Here is a 25,091-nt window from a genome sequence, read left to right on the forward strand (position 1 = left end):
TTGTCCTATGGGTCGTCTGCGGGTCGGGCTATTGTTTGGAGGTCGCTCACGGGAGCATGAAGTTTCGGTGGTCTCGGCGGCAGCGATCGCCCAAGCCTTTACCGAGGGCGACAATCGCGATCGCTATGAGGTGATTCCGATCTACATCCAAAAAGATGGCCACTGGCGCTCCACAGACCATGTTGGCATCCCCGAGGGCGCAGCACCAGAGGACTCCCTGTGGCAGTTTCCTGCGGTTGCCGAAACCATTGATGTTTGGTTCCCGATTCTCCACGGCCCCAATGGTGAAGATGGTACGATGCAAGGCCTGCTGCAATTGATGCAACGCCCCTACGTGGGTTCGGGGGTGGCTGCCTCGGCCATTGGTATGGACAAAATCTTGATGAAAACGGTCTTTGGAGCTGTGGGCTTACCCCAAGTGCGCTACGTAGCCCTTCAGCGCAGTGACCTGTGGTCGGATCCCTGTCGTTACAACCATTTGTGCGATCGCATTGAAACCGAATTGGGCTATCCCTGCTTTGTCAAACCTGCCAACCTTGGCTCCTCCGTGGGCATCTCCAAGGCCAAAAATCGCCAACAACTGACAACTGCCCTTGAGGCCGCTGCCGAACTGGATCGCCGCATCATTGTGGAAGCGGGTGTGGTTGCCCGTGAGCTAGAGTGCGCGGTGCTCGGCAATGATAAACCCCAAGCTTCGGTGGTGGGGGAGATTACCTACAGCAGTGAGTTCTACGACTACGAAACCAAATACACCGATGGCCGCGCTCAACTCCATATTCCTGCGGAGATTTCCCCAGCGGTGAGTGAGCAGATCCGCAGGATGTCCCTACAGGCCTTTCAAGCCCTTGATGCCGCTGGCCTTGCCCGCTTTGATTTTTTCTATGTACCCAGCACTGGCGAAATCCTGATTAATGAAGTGAATACCCTACCGGGGTTTACCGCCCTGAGTATGTACCCCCAACTGTGGGCGGCGAGTGGTGTGCCCTTTCCGGAATTAGTCCATCGCTTGGTGCAATTGGCTCTAGAGCGGCACGGCTAGCTATTGCCTTGACCACGTAAAGAGTCGTGAAGGCACTGGAGCCAGACCTTGACTTTTTCTACTAAATAACTTTATAGTCATATAAGACTATAAGACTAGGCAGGTTATGAAGCAATCGTTGAGGGGCAAGCCCAGTCAGTGGGCAATGATTTGGCTATTTTTTCTAATTGCGATCGGTGGCCTCTGGTATCCTTGGCTGGGGTACCTGATGCTGGCCATGATGCTGGGTATTCCTGTGCTGGCCTATTTTCGCAGCCGCTACTGGTGTGGCAACCTCTGCCCGCGTGGCGCGTTCCTAGACATTGTGCTTTATCACTTTAGTCCCCACCGTCCCTATCCCAAACTCTTCAAAAAACAAAGTTTTCGCTGGGCGGTGTTTAGCTTCATCATGACGGTTTTTGCCCTTCGCATGACATTGGCATGGGGCAACTGGGTCGCGGTAGGTGGCCTCTTTGTCAATATGTGCGTCGTCACGTCCATTGTTGCGATTCTTTTAGGGGTGATCTTTAATCAGCGGGCATGGTGTGCGATTTGCCCGATGGGCACACTCCAAGAATCCTTGGGTAAACTGGGAAGTGGCCAGACGAAGGCGAAAAAAGCCAGTGCGAAAGCCACAAAATTGTTGCCCCCTGTGGAATGAGCGCGCGATCGCTAGAATTGAAGATATGCAGCAACAGCGGCAACCAAGGTGAATAAACTGCAAGAGTGGGGCTTCAGCAAAGACTGGTGGCGCAATCAACGGGGAGAATTTTGGGTCATTGGCCAAACGGTACTCAGTATCGGCTTTATTCTCTTGCCAGTGGTACGAGTGGTTAGCCTACCCTTGGTGGTGCGCCTAGGATTGACCCTTGGCTTGGGGCTGATTGGCCTTGGTCTAGGCATTGCTGGCTTGTTTCACCTAGGGAACAACTTGACACCCCTACCCCATCCCAAGGAGGACAGTCAGTTAGTAACCACGGGGGTTTATGCTTGGGTGCGCCATCCGATCTATAGCAGTGTGATCTTTTTGGCCTTGGCCTATGGTGTATGGCAAATGAGTCTTTCCCACGGGCTGGGGGCGATCGCCCTCTTCATTTTCTTTGACCGCAAGGCCGCTCAAGAAGAACAGTGGCTATCGGCCAAGTTTAAGGACTACCCAACCTATCGGCAAACGGTGAAGAAACTGATTCCTCTTCTCTACTAATTTTTGTCCTTTTGCTGGAACACAACTTGCCGCAGACTGGATACAGGGGAGTTGAAAACTCTCGCCACCGCCCCCTTGCGGAAGTTCTGATGAATGTTGTCCTTTGTCATCAAATTGCTGATTTTGACACCCTTGGGGCAGCCGTCGGTGTCACACGCCTTTATCCAGGAACCAAAATTGTCTTGACTGGGGGAACCCATCCCAAGGTGGGGGAATTTTTGGCCTACCATCGCGATGAATATCCCCTCATTGAAGCAAGAGCCGTTGACCCCCGTCAATTGCGCCAGATTTGGGTGGTGGATACACAGTGGCGCCGCCAATTGGGGCAAGCCGCAGGATGGCTGGATCAACCCCAAGTCCAAATTGGCCTGTACGATCACCATTTAGAGATGACGGGGGATATTGTCCCCCAGCAGCAATGGTTAGAACCCGTGGGGGCAACCAGCACCATTATTTGCGAACAGTTGCAGACCGCAGAGATTCGCCTGACACCCACAGAAGCAACGGTTCTCGCCCTAGGGATTCATGCGGATACGGGTTCCTTGACCTTTGAGCAAACCACGGTGCGGGATGTGCAGGCCTTGGTGTGGCTGTTGAGCCAAGGGGCCAATCAGCGGGCGATCGCCACCTATTCCGAGGCTGGCTTGAGTGCAGATCTGCAACCCTATTTGCAGCAGGCGTGGGCAAATCTCCAGCAAGTGGTTTATCAGGGCTATCGGCTGGGCTGGGTACTGCTGCACACAGCGGAGTATCTCCCCGGCCTCTCGCGGTTAATCACCCAATTGGCGGATCTCAGTGAATGCGATGCCATTCTCCTTGGCCACTGCTATCGCCAACATCATCTCGCCATTATTGCCCGCAGCCAAATTCCCAATGTCAATGTTGCCCATTTGCTGGCTCCCCTTGGCGGGGGTGGCCATGCCCAAGCCGCCGCAGTGACGATGACCACAGACCAGCCAGAGGCGGTGCTCAAAGAGATATTTACAGCGCTTCAAGCACAGATTCCCCATCCGCCAACAGCGGCAGAACTCATGTCCTCACCCGTACGAACAGTACGTCCAGAAACCCCCATTGCCGATGCCCACCGCGTCTTGCTGCGCTATGGCCACTCTGGTCTGTCGGTGGTGAGTGCCGCAGGGGAACTGCTGGGGATTATTTCACGGCGAGATTTGGATGTAGCGCTGCACCACGGCTTTGCCCATGCCCCGGTCAAAGGATACATGAAAGCACCGGTGCGCACGGTTTCCCCGACAACGCCACTGCCAGAGATTCAAGCCCTAATGGTGCAGTACGATATTGGGCGGCTACCGGTGGTGAATGAGCAAGGTGATCTTGTGGGAATTGTCACCCGTACCGATGTGCTGCGCCACCTCTATGCCCTCAGCCGCGAAACGGAAACGGTCTGCCCCTTGCCAACCCTAAATCTTTACGAGGCACTGCAACAACGGCTGCCGGAGCAACTGTGGGCGCTACTGCAACGGGCGGCAGCGATCGCCAAGGAACGCGGCTGGCAACTATACCTTGTGGGTGGCGCCGTGCGGGATCTGCTGTTGGCCATTGCCCAAGGGAATCACCATTTACCGACACGGGAGTTTGATTTGGTGGTGGATGGGGTGCAACAGGAGGAAGCTGCTGGCGTGCATTTGGCACAAGCGCTCCATGACCTTTACCCAGAGACGGATTTACAAATCTATGGCCAGTTTCAAACCGCGGCGCTCCACTGGCCGAAGGCCTTGCCCTTAGCCGGGTTTGCTGTGGATATTGCCACCGCCCGCAGTGAGTTTTATCCCTATCCGGCGGCGCATCCGGAAGTGGCCGCCAGTTCGATTCGCCAAGATCTCTACCGCCGCGACTTTACCATCAATGCCCTTGCTATGCGCCTGACGCCACCGCGCCACGGGGAGGTTCTGGACTTCTTTGGCGGACGGGAGGATTTGCAGCGGCGACTGATTCGGGTGCTCCACCCCAATAGCTTTATTGAAGACCCGACGCGGATTTTTCGAGCCGTGCGCTTTGCTGTGCGCCTTGGCTTTGACCTAGAGCCGCAAACCCGCCAGTACATTGAATATGCCCTCACCAGCGGTGTCTTTGCCACCCGCGATCGCCCCACCTCAAAACGGCCTTCCCTGCAAAGTCGGCTGCGCAATGAACTGCGCCACATCCTTGAACTGCCCCTTGCGCCAACGGAACACTTTGGCGGTGAGCGTGCCTTGACGTTACTCGCGGAATTGGGTGCCCTTGAGTGTTTAGATCGCCAAGTGAAGTTTGATCAGGCGGCCAAGGTGCGCTTGAAATTGGTTTGGGAGTGGTGGCCAGAGATTCCTGAGCGGCGAGAGTGGCAAACCTTTCCCCTGTGGGAGCTAGAACTCTTGGCCTTGATTGTGACTGTCCCCACGGCGGGGGCGATCGCCCGTCAACTGCAACTGGGGGAGCATATCTGTGAGTGGCTGGACACTTTTCCTCAATGCCAACAGGAGTGGCAGAGATTGCGGCAGAGCCAGCAACAGCGCAGTCGCTACTGTGAATTTTTAGAGCGTCAGCCCCTACCCATCATTGTGCTTTTGGCCGCAGTACAGCAGGCAAAAGGTAGCGCAGCCGATTTAGGGGATGTCGCCCTATTGCGGGAGTATCTCTGGCATTGGCGATTGCAAAAGCCGCCCCTAAATGGCCATGATCTGCAACAGTTGGGCTATCCTCGCGGACCGCAGTTACGGCAAATTCTCCTTGCCCTGCGATCGGCAATGCTTGATGGCCTTGTCAGCGATCGCCCCAGTGCCATTGCCTATGTTAAAGCCCATTTCCCCAAACCATGAATTGGTTTCGCTCCGTCATTGGTCAGCCAACCGCTGTTCAACTCTTGACCCATGCCCTCGATCGCCAGCGACTCACCCCCGCCTATCTCTTTGTTGGACCTGAAGGGGTAGGCCGTGCCCTCACTGCCCGCTGTTTTCTGCAAGCGATTCTCAACGAGGCCAAGGATCTCAGCAACCACCCGGATGTCCTCTGGATTGAACCCACCTACAGTATCCAAGGGACGCTCTACACCCGTCGCCAACTCGTCGCCGCTGAGAAGGAGATTCCCCGCAGTGCCCCCCAGATTCGTCTAGAGCAAATTCGCCAACTCAGCCGTCACCTCAGCCAACCGCCGATGCGTGCGTCGCGATCGCTAGTGGTCTTGACCCAAGCTGAAACCATGAACGAAGCTGCCGCCAATGCCCTGCTAAAAACCCTCGAAGAACCGGGGCGTGCCACGTTGATCCTCATTGCTCCCAGTCCGTCAGCGCTCTTGAATACGATAGTTTCCCGTTGTCAGAAAATTCCCTTCTATCCCCTGAATCGTTCGGATCTGGAGCAGGTTCTGCGACAGGTCGCCCCCCCTGAATTTTGGCAGGAGGTTAGCCCCGCCCTCTTTGACCTAGGAGCTGGCTCCCCAGGAGCAGTTCTGCAAGCGTGGCAAACATGGCGAGAGATTCCTGAGCCGTTCCGCCACCTCGGCAAACAACTGACCACACCCCTCCCTTTACAAACTGCTTTGGAATTGGCACGAGATATTAGCCAATCCCTTGATGTGGAACGACAGCTCTGGCTCCTCGGTCTAATGCAGCAGCAAATTTGGCAAGGGGGATCGTTCCCGCAGAAGGTGTCTATGCTTCAGCAATTGGAGCGTGCCCGTCAGTATTTGCAGCAGTACGTTCAGCCTCGCCTTGTCTGGGAGGTGTTACTGATGCAGTTGGGGACGGTGTGATAGGCTATCGGCAGCAGTTGGGAAGATAAATAGACAGATGATGGCGAAACAACAATGGCTGGGGGCGATCGCGATCGCGGTGCTCTTGGGGGGGTGCCAGTCGGCAATAAATCGCTTAGAATCACCGGCAGTCGCGCGACCAGAAAGGGAAGGGGTCGCTGCTGATGTGGCAGTGGCACGCTTGGAACGGCTGGAAACAGGCTCAACCCTGACAGGTACCACTCGCCCCTACCGTGAAGTGATGGTGCGATCGCAGGTGGAAGGTCAAGTGATTCGCCTTGGCGTGGATGTGGGCGATCGCGTTCAAGCGGGGCAACTCCTTGCAGAGGTGGATCCCATTGTGCTGAAAAATGCCGTCTTTGAAGCAGAGGCAGAACTGGCTGCCCGTCGCAACGAGGTGATCCAAGCCCAAGCCGCCGTCAATCGCGCCCGTACAGCCGTCGAAGAAGCCCGTCTTACCCTCCAACAGGCGGAAAGTGACGCCCGCCGCCTTGAAACCCTGCTGCGGGATGGTGCCGTCTCAGCGCAAGCAGCGGAACAGGCACGCACAACGGCGCAAACAGCACGGCAGGTACTGCGGTCTCGTGAAGCAGAGGTGGTGACCGCCCAACAGGGGGTGGCCGTTGCCCAAGGACGAGTCCAAGCCCAAACCGCCTTTGTCCAACAGGCACGGGCACGGTTGAATCAAGCCCTCCTGCGATCGCCCCTCAATGGCGTGGTGCTAGAGCGACTGACAGAAGTGGGCAACCTACTGCAACCGGGGGGAGAAGTTCTTCGCCTTGGCGATATTCGTCAACTCAAAGTTGTTGTGGAAGTCTCGGAACGGGAATTAGCGAGATTAGCTCCCGGCCAAGGGGCAACAGTGACGTTTGATGCCGTGCCCAACCGCACCTATGAAGGACGGATTACGCGAATTTCACCTGCCGCCGCCGCTGCCCGTCTGATTCCTGTGGAAGTCGTGATTGACAATGCCGATGAACGCCTGGGCAGTGGTTTACTGGCACGGGTGGCCTTCCAAGGAGCGAATGCGCCGCGCTTGATGATTCCGCAATCCGCCCTCAGTGGTTTTGAGGCGGGGCAACTATCCTCACGGCAAGGCAGCGTTTTTGTGGTGGTTGGCGATCGCGTGCAGGAGCGGCAGGTCACCCTAGGCCAACGGCGGGAGGGCAAAGTAGAAATCCTCAGTGGTTTGAATGCCGGCGATCGCTATGTCGTCCGTTCGGGTCGACCCCTGCGGGACGGGGATAAAATTCGCCCCAGCATTCTCTCTGAGGGCTAACTAGAGGTTTATTGGCGCACAATTGTCTCGTAGGGGTGCCACGAGTGCAGTGCCCGCAGTTGCGGTGTTTTCTTCTGCTGGTGGGCTTCCATGCGGGCAAGAACATCATCGAGGATATCTACTGCCAGTCCCACATAGGGGCCTTTGTTGAGCATGACACACTCCGCTCGCTCCGCCATCGCTGCATCCGTGATTTCTGCACGGGAGGGCACGCCTTTTTTCACCAAGTTTTCAAGGACTTGGGTCGCCCAAACCACGGGCACATGGGCGGCTTCACAGAGCCAGAGGATTTCCTCCTGCATTTCTGCCAAGCGTTGGTAGCCAATTTCAACTGCGAGATCACCCCGGGCAATCATGACGCCAAAGGGTTGCCGACCCGCCGCTTGGATGATCAGTTCTGGCAGTGCTCGAATTGCTTTCGGGGTCTCAATTTTGGCAATGATGCCCATCTGGTCGGCGCGATCGCCACAACAATGCTCCAGTTCCCGTTGCAGTAGGGCAATATCCTCGGCGGACTGGACGTAGGAGTAGCCAATGATGTCGGCATGGCGGCAAGCAAAGGCCAGATGCTCGCGATCACTTGCGGTCAGAGGACACAGGCGCAAATCACTATCGGGGAAGTTTAAGCCTTTGGCCACTTTCAACCGCTGTCCTTCTTTGCAGTGGGTGATAGTCAGTTCCACCCCTTGCTCATCTTTGCTGACAATGCGACCGCCAATGTGACCATCGTCAATCCAAATCCGCTGCCCCACCTCCAATTGCGGCAAAATTTCTGGCAAGGAGCAGGTGAATTGCGGTATTTCTCCGCCATCAGGGCAAATTGCTGTAGTCAAGCGCAGGCGATCGCCGCCGTGGAGGCGCACCACCTCAGGAAAAATGTCGGCAATGCGGGGTTTTGGCCCCCCCAAGTCCATGAGAATTTTGCAGGGTTGACCCGTAATGTGGCTTGCCGCTTGCAGGTGCTCAATCATCGCTTCCCAAGTGGCAGGGTCATCGTGGGCACAGTTGATCCGAGCACAGTTCATCCCCTTGCGCAGGAGCGTAATACTCCATTGGGGGTCAGTCGCCGCCTCAGGGGGCAGGGTCACCATGATGCGCCCATGGCGTTTGCCCCGAATCGGACCAAAGAGTTCTTCCGTCTGGCGGCGCAGTTGGCGATCGCCCGCAAAAAAGGCATCTAAGGGTGGGCGGGGGGGCAGTGACTCATGGGTATGGCACAGGGCGCCCAAAGTATTGATCACCGCATCCAAATTGGGGAGCACCCGCGACTCAATCCGCCCTAAGGACGATAACCCCCAAGGCATCAAGGCCATTTGAATTGCCCGTAGATCCCGCCAGCGCAAGGCCAAATAGTAGGCAAGATTGCGGGCACTAGGTATAAATTCGGATCGCTTAATTTTTGATTGCCACTGTTGAAAACGGGCTTCCCCTTCTTTGGTAATTTCCTGCCGCAGTTCTAACAGGCTATGGAGCAAGGCAATGGGGGAAACTGGTACAGTCGGTGCCTCCAGCAACATGACCGCCTCCTGGATGGTTTTAAGGGATTTCATGATTGGTTTGGATTCATGGCAAAGCAAGACTTAATAAGGGTTTGAGGAAATTTTAATGATTGTTGAAAACCATTTATTGATGGCTTAACAATACCCCTCACTGCAAAACATAAATAAACACTTCTTTACATCACTCGGCTGCAACGAACGGTTGTGTAGGAACCGTTGTGCTTTCTGGCACAACTCTATCTATCTTTCAGTATATCTGCTGACCTCTTTCGGGAATCTTAATTTTCTCCCAAGCAAAAGGATTAAGAGTTACTACAAGGGTTCCAAACCGATTTCCCAGTTCTGTTATGTTCTCAATAGAGATGTTCATTGTCTTGCCCTGACCAGTGCCCCTATGGATCGTCATCCTTCGTTGCAATTACTCAAATACTCTTATCAGTCCGCAGTGGCCTGGTGCCAAGAACATGGCTGGACAGATCTCTTTATTGAGCAGTACCAGTATTGGGCATTTCCCCCTGGCGGCGTGATGCCCCTGCCCTTGCCCACTGAGGGACTGCAACTCGTTGAACTGCCGACGGCTCCATCGCCGCAGCAACGCCGCCTCCAGATGTTGGCACTGGCGATCGCCCTAGTCACCACGGGCTTGAGTGGCTGGCTGCAGTCCTTGTTCCCCCTTGTGGTCGGATTTAGCTGCTGTGCCCTTTTGATTGCCGCCCAAGAACCCTAGGGGGGATTCCTGATACACTGAGAAGCTGGCCTGCACGCTAGCGCATCCCCTTGATTGGCTTAGATTCAACCATAGAACAACCACCGGTCTTAGGGAGTGGGACTCAGTTCTACAGTCCCGGCTATTCCTTTAGCTATGAAGTGGTCGGTGCCTGTTGTCGCCTTTTTGACCGCGAGCAGTTACCGTGGCCCTGTTGCCGCATCGCTTGGCGCAGCAAAGAACCCAGTTGGCGGCGCATTGGGCGGCGGCTTGTTCTCGACAGTGCCACAAAACGGCATCCCAGCTATTGGGTGCGCCACCTCGAAACGGGGGCAATGATGGTGATTACGCTCTATTGGGTGGAGTTATCCCCTAGCGATCGCCAGTGGTGGTACAGCAAAGACTTAACTTATTGCAACTAAATTGCAAAAACGAAGCCATCGTCCTAGAATATTTTTCAGATTGGATTTAGGAGAAATTCTCAATTATGCAGAAAGTCGGTCGCCGTGTACTCCTAGGCATGGGCGCTGGGGCAACGGCCTATGTCGCCCACCACCTCTGGAACCAAAAAGCAGAATCGAGCAATGCTCAACAGCGGCAGGCAGGGGGTGTGATCAATGTCTATTCAGCACGGCACTACGATACCGACAAAGCCCTCTACAACGGTTTCACCGAGCAAACTGGCATTCGGGTCAATCTCATTGAAGCTGAGGCTGATGCCCTAATTGAACGGATTCGCAGTGAGGGCAGTCGGAGTCCTGCCGATGTGTTGATTACGGTGGATGCCGGTCGCTTGTGGCGAGCCCAGCAGGCCGGTCTTTTGCAGCCGATTCAGTCAAGGGTACTCAATAGCGTTGTGCCAGCCAACCTACGGGAGCCTCAAGGACACTGGTTTGGTCTCTCGCGGCGGGTGCGTGTCCTGATTTACGATAAATCCAAAGTGAATCCCAACCAACTCTCCACCTACGAAGACTTGGCCAATCCTAGGTGGCGGCGGCAGATCCTCACACGCAGCTCCAGCCATGTCTATAACCAATCCTTGGTAGGCTCACTGCTGGCGATTCATGGTCCTCAAAGAACAGAAGAGTGGGTGCGGGGATTGGTTGCCAACTTTGCCCGACCCCCAGAGGGAAATGACACCGCACAAATTCGCGCTTGTGCAGCGGGTGTTGGAAGTATTGCAATTACAAATCATTACTACCTCGCTCGATTAATGGCCTCAGATAAAGCAGAAGACCGCGCAGTTGCTGAGAAGGTTGGTTTGTTCTTCCCAAATCAGCGCGATCGCGGTGCCCATGTCAATATCTGTGGTGGCGGCGTGGTGGCGGGTGCCCCCAACCGGCAAGCGGCCATTCGTTTTCTCGAATACTTAGTGAGTCCTAGGGCGCAGGAAATGTTTGCCATGGCCAACTTTGAATATCCCGTGCGCGCCGGGGTACCCCTGCATCCGGTTGTGCGCCAGTTTGGCAACTTCCGTGGCCAAAATGTCAATGCTGCAGTGTTTGGCCGCAACAATGCCGAGGCTCTGCGGCTCATGGATCGGGCGGGGTGGCGCTAAGGTTCTAAAATGAGCGATCGCCCCCGTTGATCGTTCCTGTGTCTTGCCCCTTCATTGCCTACACGATTCTTCTGGCTGCTGCCCTCCTTGACTTTGGCCTTGGGGATCCTTGGGGCTGGCCGCATCCCGTGCGCTGGATGGGAGCGTATATTCAATCCCTTAGCAACGGGTTCAACTATGGCCAAGGCTGGCCAGTTTGGGGACAGCGGTTGGGGGGGGCGCTGCTGACACTGAGCTTAATCCTAGGTTCTGCCCTCATCAGTTGGGGGGTGGTGGCACTGGGGATGAGGATTTCGCCCCTCCTCGGTTGGGGGATTGCAGTCGTGGGCACGGCCAGTGGCTTTGCGGGTCGTAGTCTGCGGGATGCAGCGGCAGAGGTATTGGTACCTTTGGCGGCTAGCAATCTTGAGGGGGCACGCCAGTCCTTGGCCAAGTATGTGGGTCGCGAGACTGCCCATCTAGAGGCACCTGAGATTCTGCGGGCGGTTCTGGAAACCGTCAGTGAAAATACCACCGATGGCATGATGGCGCCACTCTTTTATGGGGCGATCGCCACCCTGTGGGTGCCTCAACTGACGCCCCTGCCCTTCGTGATGGCCTACAAAGCTGCCAGTACCTTGGACTCAATGATTGGCTATCGCGAGCCACCCTACACCCACTGGGGATGGTTTGCTGCCAAAACCGATGATGTGCTCACGTGGTTGCCCTGTCGGTGGTTCGTCTTTCTGGTTGCCCTTTGCTCCGGGCAGTGGCAGCGAGTGTGGCAGTGGTGTTGCCGGGATGCGCCCAAGGATCCCAGTCCCAATTCCGGTTGGAGTGAGTGTGCCTATGCAGCTGCTTTTGGCGTACGGCTGGGGGGTACGAATACCTATCGCGGCACGGTGAAAGTGAAACCCTTTTTAGGAGAACCGCTGCACCCCATTGATCAAGGCACGATTATTGCGGCTCTGCGGCTCAGCCGTTCCCTCTACCTGATCACCCTTACAGCCACAGGCGGCATCGTTTTGGTGTGGCATAAAGTGTTTTCCATTTAGCAATTCATCTTGGCCAGAGTCGTTTAGAGTAGATGGATTAAGAAATAAAATTTAGAAACAGTGGCCGTGGTTCAGCCCTCTCCTCTGCAAGGCCAGACACTGGCCGCTTCCTCCCTCTCCATGACCGATCGCCTGTTGGAGATTCTTTTTAACTACAGTGCCCAAGGGCTACTACTGATTGGTGTTTCTGCCACCCGCCCACCCCAATATCAAGTCATTAGCGCCAACAGCATTGGCCAGCAGCTTTTGGGGAATCACCTCTCCGTAGCTTCACTGCTTCAGGATGGAGCACTGCTAACCTTTTTGGATCAGTGTTGGCACCAGCAAATGCCCCTGCAAGGTTGCCACCGCGAACTCTGCTTCACCATGGTTCCCCTCAGGGAGACAGCATCGGCATCCGGGTTCATTGTTGCCTTTCTGCAGCATGAGCCAAGCCATAGTCCCCTCGCCGAAAATCCGCAGCGCCTCACCCAATTGATGGATCAACTCTTGGGGTTTCTCTTTTCCTGTGAGAGTACACCACCGTGGCGAAGGAAACAGGCTGCAACACGTATCAGTTCTACACCAATAGTCTCAATGCCCTTGCCCCGGAACTCCTGCGCCTTGAAAACGATCTCCATGGGGCCCTTGAACGCGGCGAACTCTCAATTTACTATCAGCCCCAACTGGATCTCACAAGAGGCAAAATTCACGCCATTGAAGCATTACTGCGCTGGCACCATCCTCGGCAGGGCTTGCTCTATCCCAAACACTTTATTGATATTGCTGAAGAAAATGGTCTGATCCTTGCTATTGGCCGCTGGGTTCTCCAACAGGCCTGTCGCGACTGCCAAGCATGGCAACAACAGGGATTAGCTGGCGTAGGAGTAGCGGTAAACCTGTCGGCACGGCAGTTTTTGCACATGAATCTTGTCGAAGAAGTCAGCCAGTGCCTGCGGAACGCCCACCTTCCTCCCGAATTACTCACCTTGGAAATTACAGAAACCACGGCCATCCATCACGTCCAACGAACGCAGTTAATCCTTCAAGAGTTGCGTGCCCTTGGGGTGGGGATCACGCTGGATGATTTTGGCACTGGTTACGCCTCACTGAACTATCTGAAACAATTCCCGATCACTGGGCTAAAAATTGATCGCTCGTTTATTACTGAGATTGCAGGCAATCGCCAAGACCAAGCAATTGTCAAAGCCATTATTGACTTAGCCAACGGTTTAGAGATTCCCACTGTCGCCGAAGGTGTAGAAACTTGGGGGCAAGGGCAACTCCTCCACCACCTTGGCTGTAAGGCCACTCAAGGCTACCTGCTCACAGAGCCACTTCCCTATTCCCAAGTGATCCACTGGTCAATTCCTCAAATGCGGTTGAGATGACGACACTTCCCATAGGTGTGAGAGCAGCATCCCTTGTGTAGTTTTCCACATAAGGTTAGGATGATGAATCGATTGGCCACTCCGCTTCCCTACATCGCCGCGCCTTAACCCCCATCTGCGATGCGAGGATTAGGGAGTGCAGGCTAAGCATGTTCAAGGTCTACTTATGCGTTTCTATTGGCTGAGTGCGGCAAGTCGTCTGAGTCTGATGTTTTTGGCAGTGGGCTGTCAAGCGGTAACGGTTCCCTCAGCACCAGTAGAAGCATCTGCAACAGTTACAACGTCCCCTGTGGCTGTATCTCCTCTGTACACCGCGCTGGATGAGTTTGGCCAGCCCCAGTTTCAAGTGGATGGGCGGAACCTGTTTCGCGATCGCCCCCTGCCCGCCCACCGCATTAGCACCGCCCCGATGAAGCTGCTGCAAGTGTTGCGTAGCACTCGCCAGTATTTTCAAGACTTTAGTGACACAGACCCCATTACCCAGCGGGAGGGCATTCTGGCGATTCAGGGGGTGACGTTGCCCCAAGTCCTCGACACCCTAGATTTCATGATTGCAACGCTCACGGAGGATATTAGCCGCAAGCGCCCAATTCGTTTGCAAGATCCCGCATTTATTAATCAGCACTTTCGCGTCATTCAATGGCTGCCCCACAATCCCCGCAATCCAAATCAAACTGAGGAATTGCGCCTCACCAACTACGCGGTATTTACCCATCGCGGATCACGCACCCGCACAGAGACGTACAATACGGCGCTTTATGCTCTGCCGCCCCATGTTCCCGATCAACGCGAGGACTTATTTTATAAGCAACTGACAAAGCAACAGGTACTGAAAGGGATTTTTGAACCGGGTGGCTCCCTCTATGGACGGGTGAAGCCTTTGGCCTACTTGACGAGGAGAGGGCTTGAGGATGCCCTGATGCAGGGGACGATTCTGGTGCAATTTACCGATGGCACTGAAGCCTTTTTCAATGTGGATCGCAATAATGATATTCCCTTCGTCAAGGGGCTTTCCCCCTACGAGCAGCAACGCTATTGGTACTTTCGCCAAGTGGCCGCCATCAAGGGCTACGGCAGCACCATTGAGAACAAAATTAACATTGAACCTGAAGTCACCTTTGCGGGGGATGTCTGGAATATCGGTCTTGGGCGAGTCATTGTGGTTGAAGATACCCAAGGCGGTCAGCCTAAACTGCGCCTCGGTGTGATTGCCGATACAGGAGGAGCCTTTATGCCCAATCTCTATCAGTTGGACTTTCTAGCGGGAATTTTTCCAGACCGTGCTACCTACCAAGCGGCTGCCCGTCGCATCCCCAATTATGTCCGTGCCTACATTTTGATCAAAAAGTGATTAAAAAATACCCCTAGCGCTGGCCGAGATATTTATGGGTTTGGGGGACGACGCGCACTTGGGTCAGCTGTGCCTTCAATTGCGCTTGCCACCTGAGGAGTTGTTCCGGGGTGGGTGGGGGGGTACAGCGACCGGTACCTACGGGCGTTACAGGTTGGAGAAAGACCGGGATATGGGGATTGACGCTGGCCACAAGGGCACTGAGACAATCGAGATCGGCAGGGTCGGTGGTTTGGGAAATAATTACTTTGCAAAAGACCTCGACAGGGGCGCGATCGCACAGGCGCAAAAAGGCTTCATGGGCTGACCAATGGCACTCACCACTGACGCTGGGGAGCTTAATGTCCATGCCGACACTATCGAGATAGGGAAGAATTTGCTCCAGTGCTTCTGGATGGTGTCCGCCAGTTTCAAGGTAGAGGGGCAGGGAGCTATGGGCTTTGAGGAGGGGCAAAAATGGTGCCAGTGTTGCAGCATGGAGCAGCGGTTCGCCGCCGGTGAGGCTAATACTGTCGTGGATGGGGGGAGTATTGAGCTGCTGTACGGCTTCGAGAATATGGGCGGCAGTGACGGGATTGGGTACGGTTTGAAAGTGGCGATCGCCCGCTTGTGCTTCAATTAGGGCATGGGCGGGAACAAACCATGTGTGGGCACTGTCACAATAGGTGCAGCGGAGATCACAACCCGCCAAGCGAATAAAAATTTGCCGACACCCCACATTGGCGCCTTCCCCTTGAATCGCTGAGAACATCTCCACCAAGGGAAGCGTGATCGGCGCAAGGGAGAACTGATCGTTAGTTTGCTGCTCTTTTACAGAAATCACAGGGGATGTGCAAGCCTGATCACAATCGGGCGTTCTTTCCGATAGTACCTTAAAGATAGTTAGCGTGTTCAGTAGGTAAGTGCTATGTCTGCCCACCGTTTTGGCCTTTCGTGGCTGCTTGTCGGTACCTTGGCAATGGGGATGGGTGCCCTGCCAGTTATTTTGCCATCGTTACCTGCTGTTGGCCAAACTTCCCCTAGGGAAGCCAGTGAGTTCGATCGCTACATGCAGCGGGGGTATCAACTCACCGCCAAACGCGACTATCAATCCGCCTTGGTGAATTTCCGCCGTGCCCTCAGTCTGCGCCCCGGTAACCGCTATGCCCTCACAGCGATGAGTAATGTCGAGGCCTATATTGCTCGCGATCGCTACGCTGCCCAATCGAGTAACCGTCTCACCTTTGTACCCCCAAATCGCGGCATGCCAGGGCAACGGATCGCAGGCGCCACCCGCTTTGGTGAATGTACCCAAGGCTCTCTGACAAAAATTGTCGCTCTTGTGCCCGATAACAACTTGGGGATGACCGCTGCGGCCAATCCCAGTCTCTTTTTCTTTGTTCCCCAAAGCACGGCCAAATCGGCGGAACTGATGCTGCTCTCAGAAGCTGGCGATCTGCTCCTCACCCAACAAGTGCCCCTGAATGGTAAAGCCGGCATTTTACCTGTGACAGTGGATGCCAGTAAGGCGAAGCTACAACCGGGGCAAAAATACCAGTGGATCTTCTCCCTCACCTGTAAGCCCAATGAACCCGATGCCAATCCCTTTGTGACGGGCTGGATTGAGCGGGCTGAGCTAGACAGCAACCTTGCCCAGGTGATTACCACCATGCCGCCAGCCGATCGCCTGCCCCTTTTGGCCACCAGTCAACTCTGGAATGATACCTTGGCAACCCTTGTGGAGTTGCAGCAAAGCAATCCCAATGATGCTGTCATCAAACAGCAGTGGCAAGATGTGCTCAAGAGTGCCGGTATTGATCCCCAAATTGTTAATATGCCGCTGTTGCGATAGCTGCCCCTAGGCCGATATTGAGGGCGGTTGGCTGACCCCAAACCCCACATCAAGTTGCAGTAGGATGGAGAGTAGGCTGCATTGACAGGAGCGTGCGCCATGCTAAAGATAACTCGATCGCCATTTCCCCTTTGGCTAACCAGTATTGTGCTTCTTGGAGCGATCGCCCCCCTCCCTGCCTTGGCACAACGGGCTGCGGGCGACATTGTGATTATTGGCAACTCTCCCTATGACTGGGGGCGCCATCAACGCTATTGGAATCATTTGCTCAACCTTTCTGGAGCAACGGCAGCCGCTTCTACGCCAACACCATCAGAGACGCCCCAAGAAGTCGATCCCAAAGTGCTGGAACAACAGCTCCTACGCAATATCCGCGTGGGGCAGCCGCAGCTTCAACCTGTACTGAAGTTACCAGGCTCTTCAGTGGTGACCGGTACCGTGACGAACAATAACCGCCAACCGGTAACGATTCAATCCGTTAACTATGAAGTCGTGGGGCCTAATGGCCAAATTCTACAAACGGGTGCAGCGACGCCAGAACCGGCAACTGTTGGTCCCGGTCAGACAGTGACCTATCAACAAATGCTCCCCACTGTGCCAGCGGATATTGGGGCACGGGTGCGCTTAATGCAGCCAGCGGTGCAGCTCCAAGGGGGTGTCTAGACCGCTTCGCCTCGGTATCACGGGGGGAATTGCCTGCGGTAAATCGGTGGTGGCTGCCTATTTGCAGCAGCAGTATGGTGTGCCTATTGTCGATGCTGATGTCTTAGCGCGGCAGGCGGTTGCCGTGGGCACACCCATTTATCAAGCCATTGTTGATCGCTATGGCCATGGCATCTGTCGGAGCGATGGCACCCTCGATCGCCCGCGGTTGGGCGAGATTGTCTTTGCTCAGCCCCAGGAACGCCACTGGCTAGAAGCGCAAATTCACCCTTGGGTGATTGCCCAGATGCAGCAAGCCATTCAAGCATGTGATCAGCCCCTGATTACCCTCGTGATTCCCCTATTGTTCGAAGCCCACCTCGAAGGGTTAGTGGATCAGATTTGGGTCGTTGCCACTACACCTGCACAGCAGTTAGCTCGCCTTCAGCAGCGCGATCGCCTCTCTGGAAAGGCAGCCGCCCAACGCCTCGCTAGTCAATTGCCCCTAGAGGAAAAAATTCGGCGGGCAGATACAGTGCTCTGGAATACTGGTTCTCTTGAGGAACTTTACCGTCAGGTGGATCAGGCCTTTTCCCTACTGGGCAGAAATGGCAAGGGAGGTTAGCCCCATTGTCACCTGTTGCAGGAAACTTTCTGGATTGATCGGCAAAGGAATGTAGCGATCGACCCCTTGGTAATTACCCTTTGACCCCAAAATGAAAATCTTGAGTTGCTCAGGGGTGCAGCGTTGTCGCAACTGATCCACTAGCTCCTGCACATCCCCAGAGCTAAAGGGTTCCGCCAAAAGAACGGCAATGGGAGTTAGTGCCAGCAACCGTTCCACTTCACCATCCACCAGCCAAATCACTTGATAGCCTGCGGTCGTCAAAATAGAACAGATCAGTGTGGCAGTGGCCTCATCCTCACTCACAAGCACAATTCGCCCCTCCGGTTCGACCAGTACATCCGTTGTGGCCAGAGGCGGGACATCTAGCTTGAGTTTCGGGGGTTCTGGTAGGGAGTCTGAAGGGATTGCCGGCAGCCCCACCGTGAACGTACTGCCTTTGCCTTCAGTGGAGTCCACATCAATCCAGCCATGGTGCAGATCCACCCACTGCTTAGTGAGGGCTAACCCCAAACCTGCTCCAGTATAAGCACGACCAAAGGAGCTATCCAACTGCTGAAACTTTTGAAAGAGTAAGGGTTGCAGGTGCGCTGGGATACCGATACCCGTGTCCTGAACTTGGAAAATGAGTTCATCCTCTTTCCACCATGCCCGTAGGATCACTTCCCCCATGGCAGGGGTAAACTTAATTGCATTGCTGAGCAGGTTAATGAGAATTTGCTGGAGGCGGCGATAGTCTCCCCAAAAGCGATCGCGACTAGGGGGAATCATCAGTTGGTGGTGCAGGTTGACCTGATGGCGATGGGCTTGGGGTTTGACGACTTCAATGCAGTCGGTACACAGTTGCCGAATCGAAAAGGCACTACGATGCAGGTGCGATCGCCCCAATTCCGCCTGCGAAAGATCAAGAATGCTGTTAATTAACTCCAGCAGGTGCGTGCCACTCTCATGGATAATTTCCAAATACTCCCGCTGTTTTTCCGTTAGCGGACCGAGGGGCCAGCGCAAGAGGGTGGCCGAAACCCCAATCACACAGGTCAGAGGCGTGCGTAGTTCATGACTCATGGTGGCCAAAAAGTCATTCTTAATCCGATGGGCGGCTTCCATGGCACTCAGGGCTTCCCGCAGCGCTTGGGTGCGTTCATTCACCCGCTGTTCAAGGGTGGCCTTTTGCTGTTGCAGCTCGCTGTAGAGTTGCGCTTGGTAAATGGCAATACTCAGGTGTTGACTGAGGTGGGTAAGAAACTCAATTTCTTGGGGTTGCCACTGGCGGGGGCGATCGCACTGGTGGGCAATGAGCACTCCCCAAAGTTTTTCTTGAACAATGATTGGCACAATTAGCCAAGCCTTGATCTGCCAGCGGGCGGCAAAGGCCTGTAGGCAGGGAACCTCTTGATAAAATTCCTCAATGTCACTGACTGCGATGGTTTGGCCACGACTGAGACGCTGATAGCTACTGCTGGGTAGGGCAGACCACTGCCAGCAGTCATCCCAGAGCCCAAGAACCGACGGAATTCCCCCATAGCGGCAAGATTCGTAGGCAATTTGCCCCTGCAATTGACCAGTAGAATTGTAAAACTGTCCCACCAGTAGCCGATCGGCACCTAAAAATTCGCGAATCCGATCCACGGCTGTTTTCAAGAGTTCAGGCAGCTCCAGACTTTGGCGAATTTGGGTGGTGACCTGATGTAGCAGGCGCTCTTTGGCCTGTCGTTCGCTCAAGGCAGCAGTGACAAGGGGGGCACAATTTTGACACTGCTGAGCCATGTCTTCGCTGAGCACATTCATCAGCGAAAGGGCCAAGTCGGCGGGCAACGTTTGGTCTTTGGAGGTCAAGGGAGTCAACTGCTGCAAAACTGAGCGGATCAGGGAACGCTGGCCTAGGGGTGTCTGGCTGCGAATTTTGCGCAGAAAGCGAGCGATCGCCACCGGCTCAGTGAGGATTTTCACCCGATAGGCACTCATCTGCGGTACGGGTTCTGTCTGCAACAGCAGCGCAAAGGTCTCTGCCACAACAACGAGAAAAGGGGCATCGGCAGACCCTATAACATCTTCACGGGTAAGAACAGTTGCGCCGCGATGGCTAGCTTCTGCGAGCAGGACTGTGGCGATTCGCTCGTAGAAAAATGCTGGTAAAATTCGATTAAAGACGGGCTGGCGCATAGTTTTTGAAGTTTAATCCTTGATCGATCCATCGCAGGCAGTGGCATTGCCATGCGGGTTGCGATCGCTAAAGGCGTTTCCCATTAATTTCTGTTGTAGCGGCTCAAGGGGGACAGGGGGGAAAGCCCACTAGTTTCTTTAATGATTGTTGTCAACGTATGCATCGAATTCTTACATTAAATGATCTGACTGTTGCCACAGATAACAGCGATGTTGCATTTCTACAGCAAAGCAGTGCTCCCATTGTTATTCTAACGGCAGCGGATACGGATATTGCCCTGCTGGCTCAAGCGTACAACCAACTACCCAAGGACTTTCCCCCTCTGCGCCTCGCGAACTTACTTCATTTACAAGCGGCAGCGGCCATTGATGACTATGGCGATCGCGTCTTGGCCGAGGCCGACGTGGTCGTGATTCGCCTTTTGGGGGGACGGGGCTATTGGAGCTATGGCCTAGAGGTGGCGCAGCAAATGGTCAGCGATCGCGGTGGACAGTTGATCTTACTGCCGGGGGACGATCACCCCGACTTAGAACTCATGAGCCTCTCCAGTTGGCCGCTGGACCAAGTTGATCGCCTCTGGCAATACTTCCGCGAGGGCGGACAGGAAAATATTCAGCGTGCCCTAGAGTTCATTGGCCACTACGGTTGCGGTTGGGGTCAGCCCCCCCCACCCCCCCAAAGGATTCCCCGCTGGGGCAGCTATCCGATTGCGGGGCAGATAGCCAGCGACTGGCCGCAGGTGGGGATTCTCTTTTACCGTGCCCATTACTTAGCGGGCAATACGGCGGTGATTGATGCCCTCGCTCAGGCCTTGCTGCAGCGGCAATTGGCACCTGTCCCCCTGTTTGTCTCCTCGCTGCAAGATCCAGAAATTCAACGGGAACTGCTGGCGGCATGGCAGGGCAAGGTGGAACTGGTTCTCAATACGACGGGGTTCGCGATCGCCAAACCGAACGAGGTGAACCTTTGGCAGCAATTGGATATCCCCGTGCTACAGGTGATTCTCAGCAGCAGCACCCACGAGACTTGGCAACACCATCCCCAAGGACTGACGCCCCGCGACCTTGCTATGCACGTCGTCCTGCCGGAGGTGGATGGCCGCATCATTACCCGTGCGGTGTCCTTTAAGGCGGTGTCGCAAATTCAAGCAGATGTGGAAACCACCGTGACCACCTATGCCCCAGCGGGCGATCGCCTGCACTGGGTCAGTGATCTGGCAGCCAACTGGCTCAAGCTCCGCCGCAAAGCCCCTGCTGAACGCCGCATTGCCCTGATTTTAGCCAACTACCCCTGCCGCGATGGTCGTCTTGCCAATGGCGTTGGTCTCGACACCCCCAATAGTACGGTGGAACTGCTCAAGGCACTTCAGGCGGCTGGCTATGATCTGGGGACTGACCCTTTGCCCAAGGATGGCGATGCCCTGATCCAACACCTCAGCCGCTACCGCACCAACGATCCCGAAGGCAATCACTGGCGGCAGCCCCGCTACACCCTTCCCCTTGAGGCCTACCAGCACTATTTTCAGAACCTACCAAGAGCAGTACAGGCGGCCATTAACGAACGCTGGCCGTCGCCCACCACAGACCTCCCCATTGCTGGTGACTGTTGGGGCAACATTTTTGTCGGTGTCCAACCCAGTCGGGGCTACGATCGCGACCCCAGTTTGAATTACCATGCCCCCGATTTAGAACCCACCCCAGCATATCTCGGCTTTTACTTTTGGCTGCGCCATGTTTTTGGGGCGGATGCGATTGTCCATGTGGGCAAACATGGCAATCTAGAATGGCTTCCTGGTAAAGGCATTGCCCTCAGTGACACCTGTTTTCCCGAAATTGCCCTTGGCCCTGTGCCCCACTTTTACCCCTTTATTGTCAATGATCCGGGCGAAGGTGCCCAAGCCAAACGCCGTGCCCAAGCGGTGATTTTGGATCACCTGACGCCGCCCCTGACCCGTGCCGAGTTGTACGGTGGTCTAGAGACCCTCAGCCACTACATTGAGGAATACTACGCCGCTGAGCAGTTCGATCGCCCCCGTTTGAGTGTGCTGCGGCAGCAGATTGAAGCCCTCGTCAAAGAACTCGATCTCGATCAAGAAATTGGTGCCCCCAATCCTGAGGAAACCTGGACGGCGTGGCTAGCGCGCACCGATGGCTACCTCTGTGATCTGCGGGATGCCCAGATTCGCGATGGCCTGCATATTCTTGGCCAATGCCCCCAGGGACAGCAGTTGCGAGATCTGATGGTGGCGATCGCCCGCAGTCCCAGTGGCCAGCACATGGGTCTCACTCGTGCCTTAGCAAAGGATCAAGGGGTTGATTTAGATCCCCTGACCGCTAACCCAACCGATCCAAGTCCTGTACTTGGATACCGTTCCGTTGGTGAGTGGCAGCATGCCCTCGAGGAAACCGCGGCAAAACTGGTGGAGGACTTACTGAAGGGCACCCCTGATCTCCCCTGTGGCCGTGCAACTCAGCAGGTACTGGATTGGATTCGTACGGTGCTCTACCCTGCCCTGCAACAGACCCGCCAAGAAATTGACCACTTTCTCCATGGCCTCAATGGCGGCTATGTTCCCAGTGGCGCTGCCGGTGCCCCCAGTCGTGGTCGTCCGGATGTCCTACCCACCGGACGGAATTTTTATGCGGTGGATCTGCGGGCAGTCCCAACAGAGGCCGCTTGGGCATTGGCGGAGCGATCGGCGGCGGCACTCATCGAACGCTATTGTCAAGAGCAGGGAGAATTTCCCCGTACCCTAGGTCTTTCGGTATGGGGAACCGCAACCATGCGCACTGGAGGCGATGATATTGCCCAAGCCCTTGCCCTCTTGGGGGTTCGTCCTGTCTGGGAGGGTGCCTCGCGACGGGTGGTGGATTTGGAGGTGATTCCCCTATCGCTGTTGGGACGACCGCGTGTGGATGTCATGCTGCGCATTTCTGGCTTTTTCCGCGATGCTTTTCCTAACCTAATTGCCCTCTTTGATGAGGCCGTGCAGCGGGTCAGCCAGTTGGATGAACCCCCGGATCAAAATCCCTTGGCAGCGCAAGTGGCCAAAGAAACGGCCTATTGGCAACAGCAGGGTCTCTCCCTGAATCAAGCTCAAGAACGGGCACGCTTTCGCATCTTTGGTTCCAAACCCGGTGCCTATGGTGCAGGGCTGCAAGGACTGATCGAAGCCCAAAACTGGCAAGGGGATGAAGATCTCGCCCGCGCCTATATTCACTGGAGTAGCTACGCCTACACGGGGGAAGCCCACAGCCACAATGCTGCCGAAGCCCTAGAGCAGCGGCTGAGTCAATTGCAAGTGGTGCTGCAAAACCAAGACAACCGCGAGCATGATCTATTGGACTCCGATGATTATTACCAGTTTCAGGGGGGCTTGACCGTTGCCGTGCGATCGCGATCGGGGCAGCAGCCCACGGTTTACTTTGGCGATCACTCCCGGCCAGAGCAGCCGAAAATTCGCACCCTCCAAGAGGAACTGCTGCGGGTCTATCGCTCCCGCGTCATTAATCCCAAATGGCTCGCCGGCATCAAGCGTCATGGCTACAAAGGTGCCTTTGAAATGGCAGCCACAGTGGATTATCTCTTTGGCTATGCCGCTACGGCTCGCTGTGTGCCCGATTATGTGTTTACAGGCATTACTCAGACCTATGTGCTTGATAGCGAAATGCAAGCCTTTGTGGCGCAGCATAATCCTTGGGCACTGCGGGACATGGCGGAGCGACTCCTCGAAGCTGCCCAGCGCCAACTGTGGCAAGCACCGGATCCGCAGATCCTAGACCGCCTGCGAGCGATCGCCCTAGAGGCCGAAGGTTTAATTGAGGGCAAATTTTAATGGTTTAGCTTTAATACAGCAAAATCAAGCGCAACACCCGCGCTACCGCTGCCACCAAGCAGACAATCACCAACTGCCTTGGCAAGGCAAAAAGCGAATACTGCTCTAGTAGCTCCACCAAGGGTTGACTCAACTGCCCTGCAAGAGCCAGACCACTGAGGTAGAGCGCACCGCAGACATGAATGAGCACCAGTCCCGCTAGGCCACTCAAAGCAAGCCATTCTAAACTCACTCGCTTTTGGGGGCGAAAAGCCAGCCAACCACAGACCCAAGCCCCCGGCACAAAACCCAACAGGTAACCAAATGTCGGTTCACGCCAATAGTCCAGACCGCCCCCTTGGGAAAAAACCTGAAAGCCACTCAGCCCCAGAATCAAATAGGCCACCTGGGAGAGGGCGGCGGCTTGCCGTCCCCCCATACACCCGACCAAGAGAACCGCCGCTACTTGGTAGGATACGGGTAACCCATACACGGGAACGGCGGCCCATGAACTGGGCAAAACAAATTGCCCTTCCTCATTGAGGAGGTTGGGGAGGGCGATCGCCGCCTCCATGAAGGTTCCAGCCACTGTCAGCAGGAGGCCTAAAATGGCCCACAAAAATTCATCGAGGGGTGACAGGTTGGTTCTCAAGAGCACTGCAACACATTAGGCGGGACAGACGGGGTCGGACTTGTATAGCGAAACGTGAGATCCGTATCCCCCATCATAATAAGGTCTCCATGGTATAAGACTCGCTCCTCCGACAGGGGTGTACCGTTAATTAATGTGCCATTGCGACTATTGTTGTCACGGATCAGGTACACTAGAGCATTGCCCCGCGGGCGTAGTTCAATGGTTGCTTGGTGCCGTGAAATAAACGGGTCATGGATAATAATGTCACAGTCACTGGCACGGCCAATCTTCCAAAAGGCTTTGCCTGCGAGGTGATATTTACCGACCACCGTGCCTTGAGAACGGACAATGAGCCATGCTTGCTTGCTCGTGTCTGAGAACCGCGTCATTAGAAAGATATGGCCAATGATTTAGATAATTGATTCATCGGGTCAGGAAATTACAATCCTGTCCATCTCTATCTTAATGAAGTTAAAAAACTTTTCATGGTGATGAGCCAACGCAATCCAAAATTTCAGGGTATCTACGGATAACTTCCCCCACTGTTTATGGTTTGATTAGGCTATAGATAGTTTTCAATCAAACCTTGCCTGTATTGATCAGGATAAGCAACGAAT

At 55.0% G+C, this 25,091-nt stretch carries 21 protein-coding genes; 16 read left to right on the forward strand and 5 right to left on the reverse strand.

The genetic code is table 11. The annotated features are described in order from the left end of the window. The first annotated feature begins 7 nt into the window (after positions 1-7). The 6 genes from M0644_RS00985 (at position 8) to M0644_RS01010 (ending at position 7,246) form a co-directional block, all read left to right on the forward strand. Entirely contained in the window at positions 8-1,039 is a 1,032-nt protein-coding gene (locus tag M0644_RS00985) for a D-alanine--D-alanine ligase family protein (RefSeq protein ID WP_149817327.1), read from the forward strand. 106 nt (positions 1,040-1,145) lie between these two features. Then, the gene (locus M0644_RS00990; RefSeq protein ID WP_149817329.1) at positions 1,146-1,679 is read left to right on the forward strand and encodes a 4Fe-4S binding protein; all 534 of its coding nucleotides are present in this window, start codon (positions 1,146-1,148) and stop codon (positions 1,677-1,679) included. Between the two features lie 48 nt (positions 1,680-1,727). Beyond that, positions 1,728-2,222, forward strand: coding sequence for an isoprenylcysteine carboxylmethyltransferase family protein (locus tag M0644_RS00995; protein WP_149817331.1), 495 nt, complete (start codon positions 1,728-1,730; stop codon positions 2,220-2,222). A gap of 89 nt (positions 2,223-2,311) precedes the next feature. Then, positions 2,312-5,035 (forward strand): CBS domain-containing protein, encoded by a 2,724-nt coding sequence (locus M0644_RS01000; RefSeq protein ID WP_286626207.1) that lies wholly within the window; start codon positions 2,312-2,314, stop codon positions 5,033-5,035. Then, on the forward strand, positions 5,032-5,967 hold the full coding sequence (locus tag M0644_RS01005) for a DNA polymerase III subunit delta' (RefSeq protein ID WP_286626209.1): 936 nt from the start codon (positions 5,032-5,034) through the stop codon (positions 5,965-5,967). Before M0644_RS01000 ends, M0644_RS01005 begins: the two co-directional genes overlap by 4 nt. A gap of 37 nt (positions 5,968-6,004) precedes the next feature. Next, the gene (locus tag M0644_RS01010; protein ID WP_286626211.1) at positions 6,005-7,246 is read left to right on the forward strand and encodes an efflux RND transporter periplasmic adaptor subunit; all 1,242 of its coding nucleotides are present in this window, start codon (positions 6,005-6,007) and stop codon (positions 7,244-7,246) included. Positions 7,247-7,254: 8 nt separating this feature from the next. Here M0644_RS01010 and M0644_RS01015 read toward each other — a convergent pair whose 3' ends face one another. Beyond that, on the reverse strand, positions 7,255-8,763 hold the full coding sequence (locus tag M0644_RS01015; RefSeq protein ID WP_149817339.1) for a pyruvate kinase: 1,509 nt from the start codon (positions 8,761-8,763) through the stop codon (positions 7,255-7,257). A gap of 376 nt (positions 8,764-9,139) precedes the next feature. Here M0644_RS01015 and M0644_RS01020 point away from each other — a divergent pair, with 376 nt between their 5' ends. The 6 genes from M0644_RS01020 to M0644_RS01045 all read left to right on the forward strand — a co-directional run bounded on the left by M0644_RS01020 (position 9,140) and on the right by M0644_RS01045 (position 14,764). Further along, complete coding sequence (locus tag M0644_RS01020) at positions 9,140-9,472, forward strand: hypothetical protein (protein WP_149817341.1); 333 nt, start codon at positions 9,140-9,142, stop codon at positions 9,470-9,472. Between the two features lie 53 nt (positions 9,473-9,525). Next, on the forward strand, positions 9,526-9,873 hold the full coding sequence (locus M0644_RS01025) for a hypothetical protein (RefSeq protein WP_149821575.1): 348 nt from the start codon (positions 9,526-9,528) through the stop codon (positions 9,871-9,873). A 65-nt stretch (positions 9,874-9,938) separates the two neighbouring features. After that, positions 9,939-11,009: a Fe(3+) ABC transporter substrate-binding protein gene (locus M0644_RS01030; RefSeq protein ID WP_286626213.1), complete on the forward strand. Its 1,071-nt coding sequence runs from the start codon at positions 9,939-9,941 to the stop codon at positions 11,007-11,009. A gap of 38 nt (positions 11,010-11,047) precedes the next feature. Beyond that, entirely contained in the window at positions 11,048-12,043 is a 996-nt protein-coding gene (cbiB, locus tag M0644_RS01035) for an adenosylcobinamide-phosphate synthase CbiB (RefSeq protein WP_149817345.1), read from the forward strand. Positions 12,044-12,567: 524 nt separating this feature from the next. Continuing rightward, complete coding sequence (locus tag M0644_RS01040; RefSeq protein WP_149817347.1) at positions 12,568-13,413, forward strand: bifunctional diguanylate cyclase/phosphodiesterase; 846 nt, start codon at positions 12,568-12,570, stop codon at positions 13,411-13,413. A gap of 166 nt (positions 13,414-13,579) precedes the next feature. Further along, positions 13,580-14,764: a hypothetical protein gene (locus tag M0644_RS01045; RefSeq protein ID WP_149817350.1), complete on the forward strand. Its 1,185-nt coding sequence runs from the start codon at positions 13,580-13,582 to the stop codon at positions 14,762-14,764. A 13-nt stretch (positions 14,765-14,777) separates the two neighbouring features. On the opposite strand, the gene M0644_RS01050 is transcribed toward M0644_RS01045, so the two are convergent. Continuing rightward, positions 14,778-15,515 (reverse strand): 7-carboxy-7-deazaguanine synthase QueE, encoded by a 738-nt coding sequence (locus M0644_RS01050; protein ID WP_190278288.1) that lies wholly within the window; start codon positions 15,513-15,515, stop codon positions 14,778-14,780. 156 nt (positions 15,516-15,671) lie between these two features. On the opposite strand from M0644_RS01050, the gene M0644_RS01055 reads away from it, so the two are divergent. The 3 genes from M0644_RS01055 to coaE all read left to right on the forward strand — a co-directional run bounded on the left by M0644_RS01055 (position 15,672) and on the right by coaE (position 17,862). Beyond that, positions 15,672-16,595: a DUF928 domain-containing protein gene (locus M0644_RS01055; RefSeq protein ID WP_286626215.1), complete on the forward strand. Its 924-nt coding sequence runs from the start codon at positions 15,672-15,674 to the stop codon at positions 16,593-16,595. 99 nt (positions 16,596-16,694) lie between these two features. Further along, entirely contained in the window at positions 16,695-17,258 is a 564-nt protein-coding gene (locus M0644_RS01060; RefSeq protein ID WP_286626217.1) for an FxLYD domain-containing protein, read from the forward strand. Then, positions 17,251-17,862 carry a dephospho-CoA kinase gene (coaE, locus tag M0644_RS01065; RefSeq protein WP_149817360.1) on the forward strand — a complete coding sequence of 204 codons (612 nt, stop codon included), beginning with the start codon at positions 17,251-17,253 and terminating at the stop codon, positions 17,860-17,862. The genes M0644_RS01060 and coaE overlap by 8 nt, the downstream gene beginning before the upstream one ends. Here coaE and M0644_RS01070 read toward each other — a convergent pair. Beyond that, a complete protein-coding gene (locus tag M0644_RS01070; protein ID WP_286626218.1) occupies positions 17,833-20,025 on the reverse strand; it encodes an ATP-binding protein in 2,193 nt (730 codons plus the stop codon). The two genes, coaE and M0644_RS01070, sit on opposite strands and share 30 nt — an antisense overlap. Positions 20,026-20,183: 158 nt before the next feature. Here M0644_RS01070 and cobN point away from each other — a divergent pair, with 158 nt between their 5' ends. Further along, a complete protein-coding gene (cobN, locus tag M0644_RS01075) occupies positions 20,184-23,861 on the forward strand; it encodes a cobaltochelatase subunit CobN (protein WP_286626219.1) in 3,678 nt (1,225 codons plus the stop codon). A 10-nt stretch (positions 23,862-23,871) separates the two neighbouring features. Here the strand turns inward: cobN and M0644_RS01080 are convergent, their stop codons facing one another. Together M0644_RS01080 and M0644_RS01085 are read right to left on the reverse strand one after the other, a co-directional pair. Then, positions 23,872-24,414 carry a biotin transporter BioY gene (locus tag M0644_RS01080; protein WP_286627147.1) on the reverse strand — a complete coding sequence of 181 codons (543 nt, stop codon included), beginning with the start codon at positions 24,412-24,414 and terminating at the stop codon, positions 23,872-23,874. Between the two features lie 74 nt (positions 24,415-24,488). After that, complete coding sequence (locus M0644_RS01085; RefSeq protein WP_149817367.1) at positions 24,489-24,863, reverse strand: FHA domain-containing protein; 375 nt, start codon at positions 24,861-24,863, stop codon at positions 24,489-24,491. Between the last annotated feature and the right edge of the window lie 228 nt (positions 24,864-25,091).

This window comes from Thermosynechococcus sp. B1 (genome assembly GCF_030322985.1).
Classification (GTDB): domain Bacteria; phylum Cyanobacteriota; class Cyanobacteriia; order Thermosynechococcales; family Thermosynechococcaceae; genus Thermosynechococcus.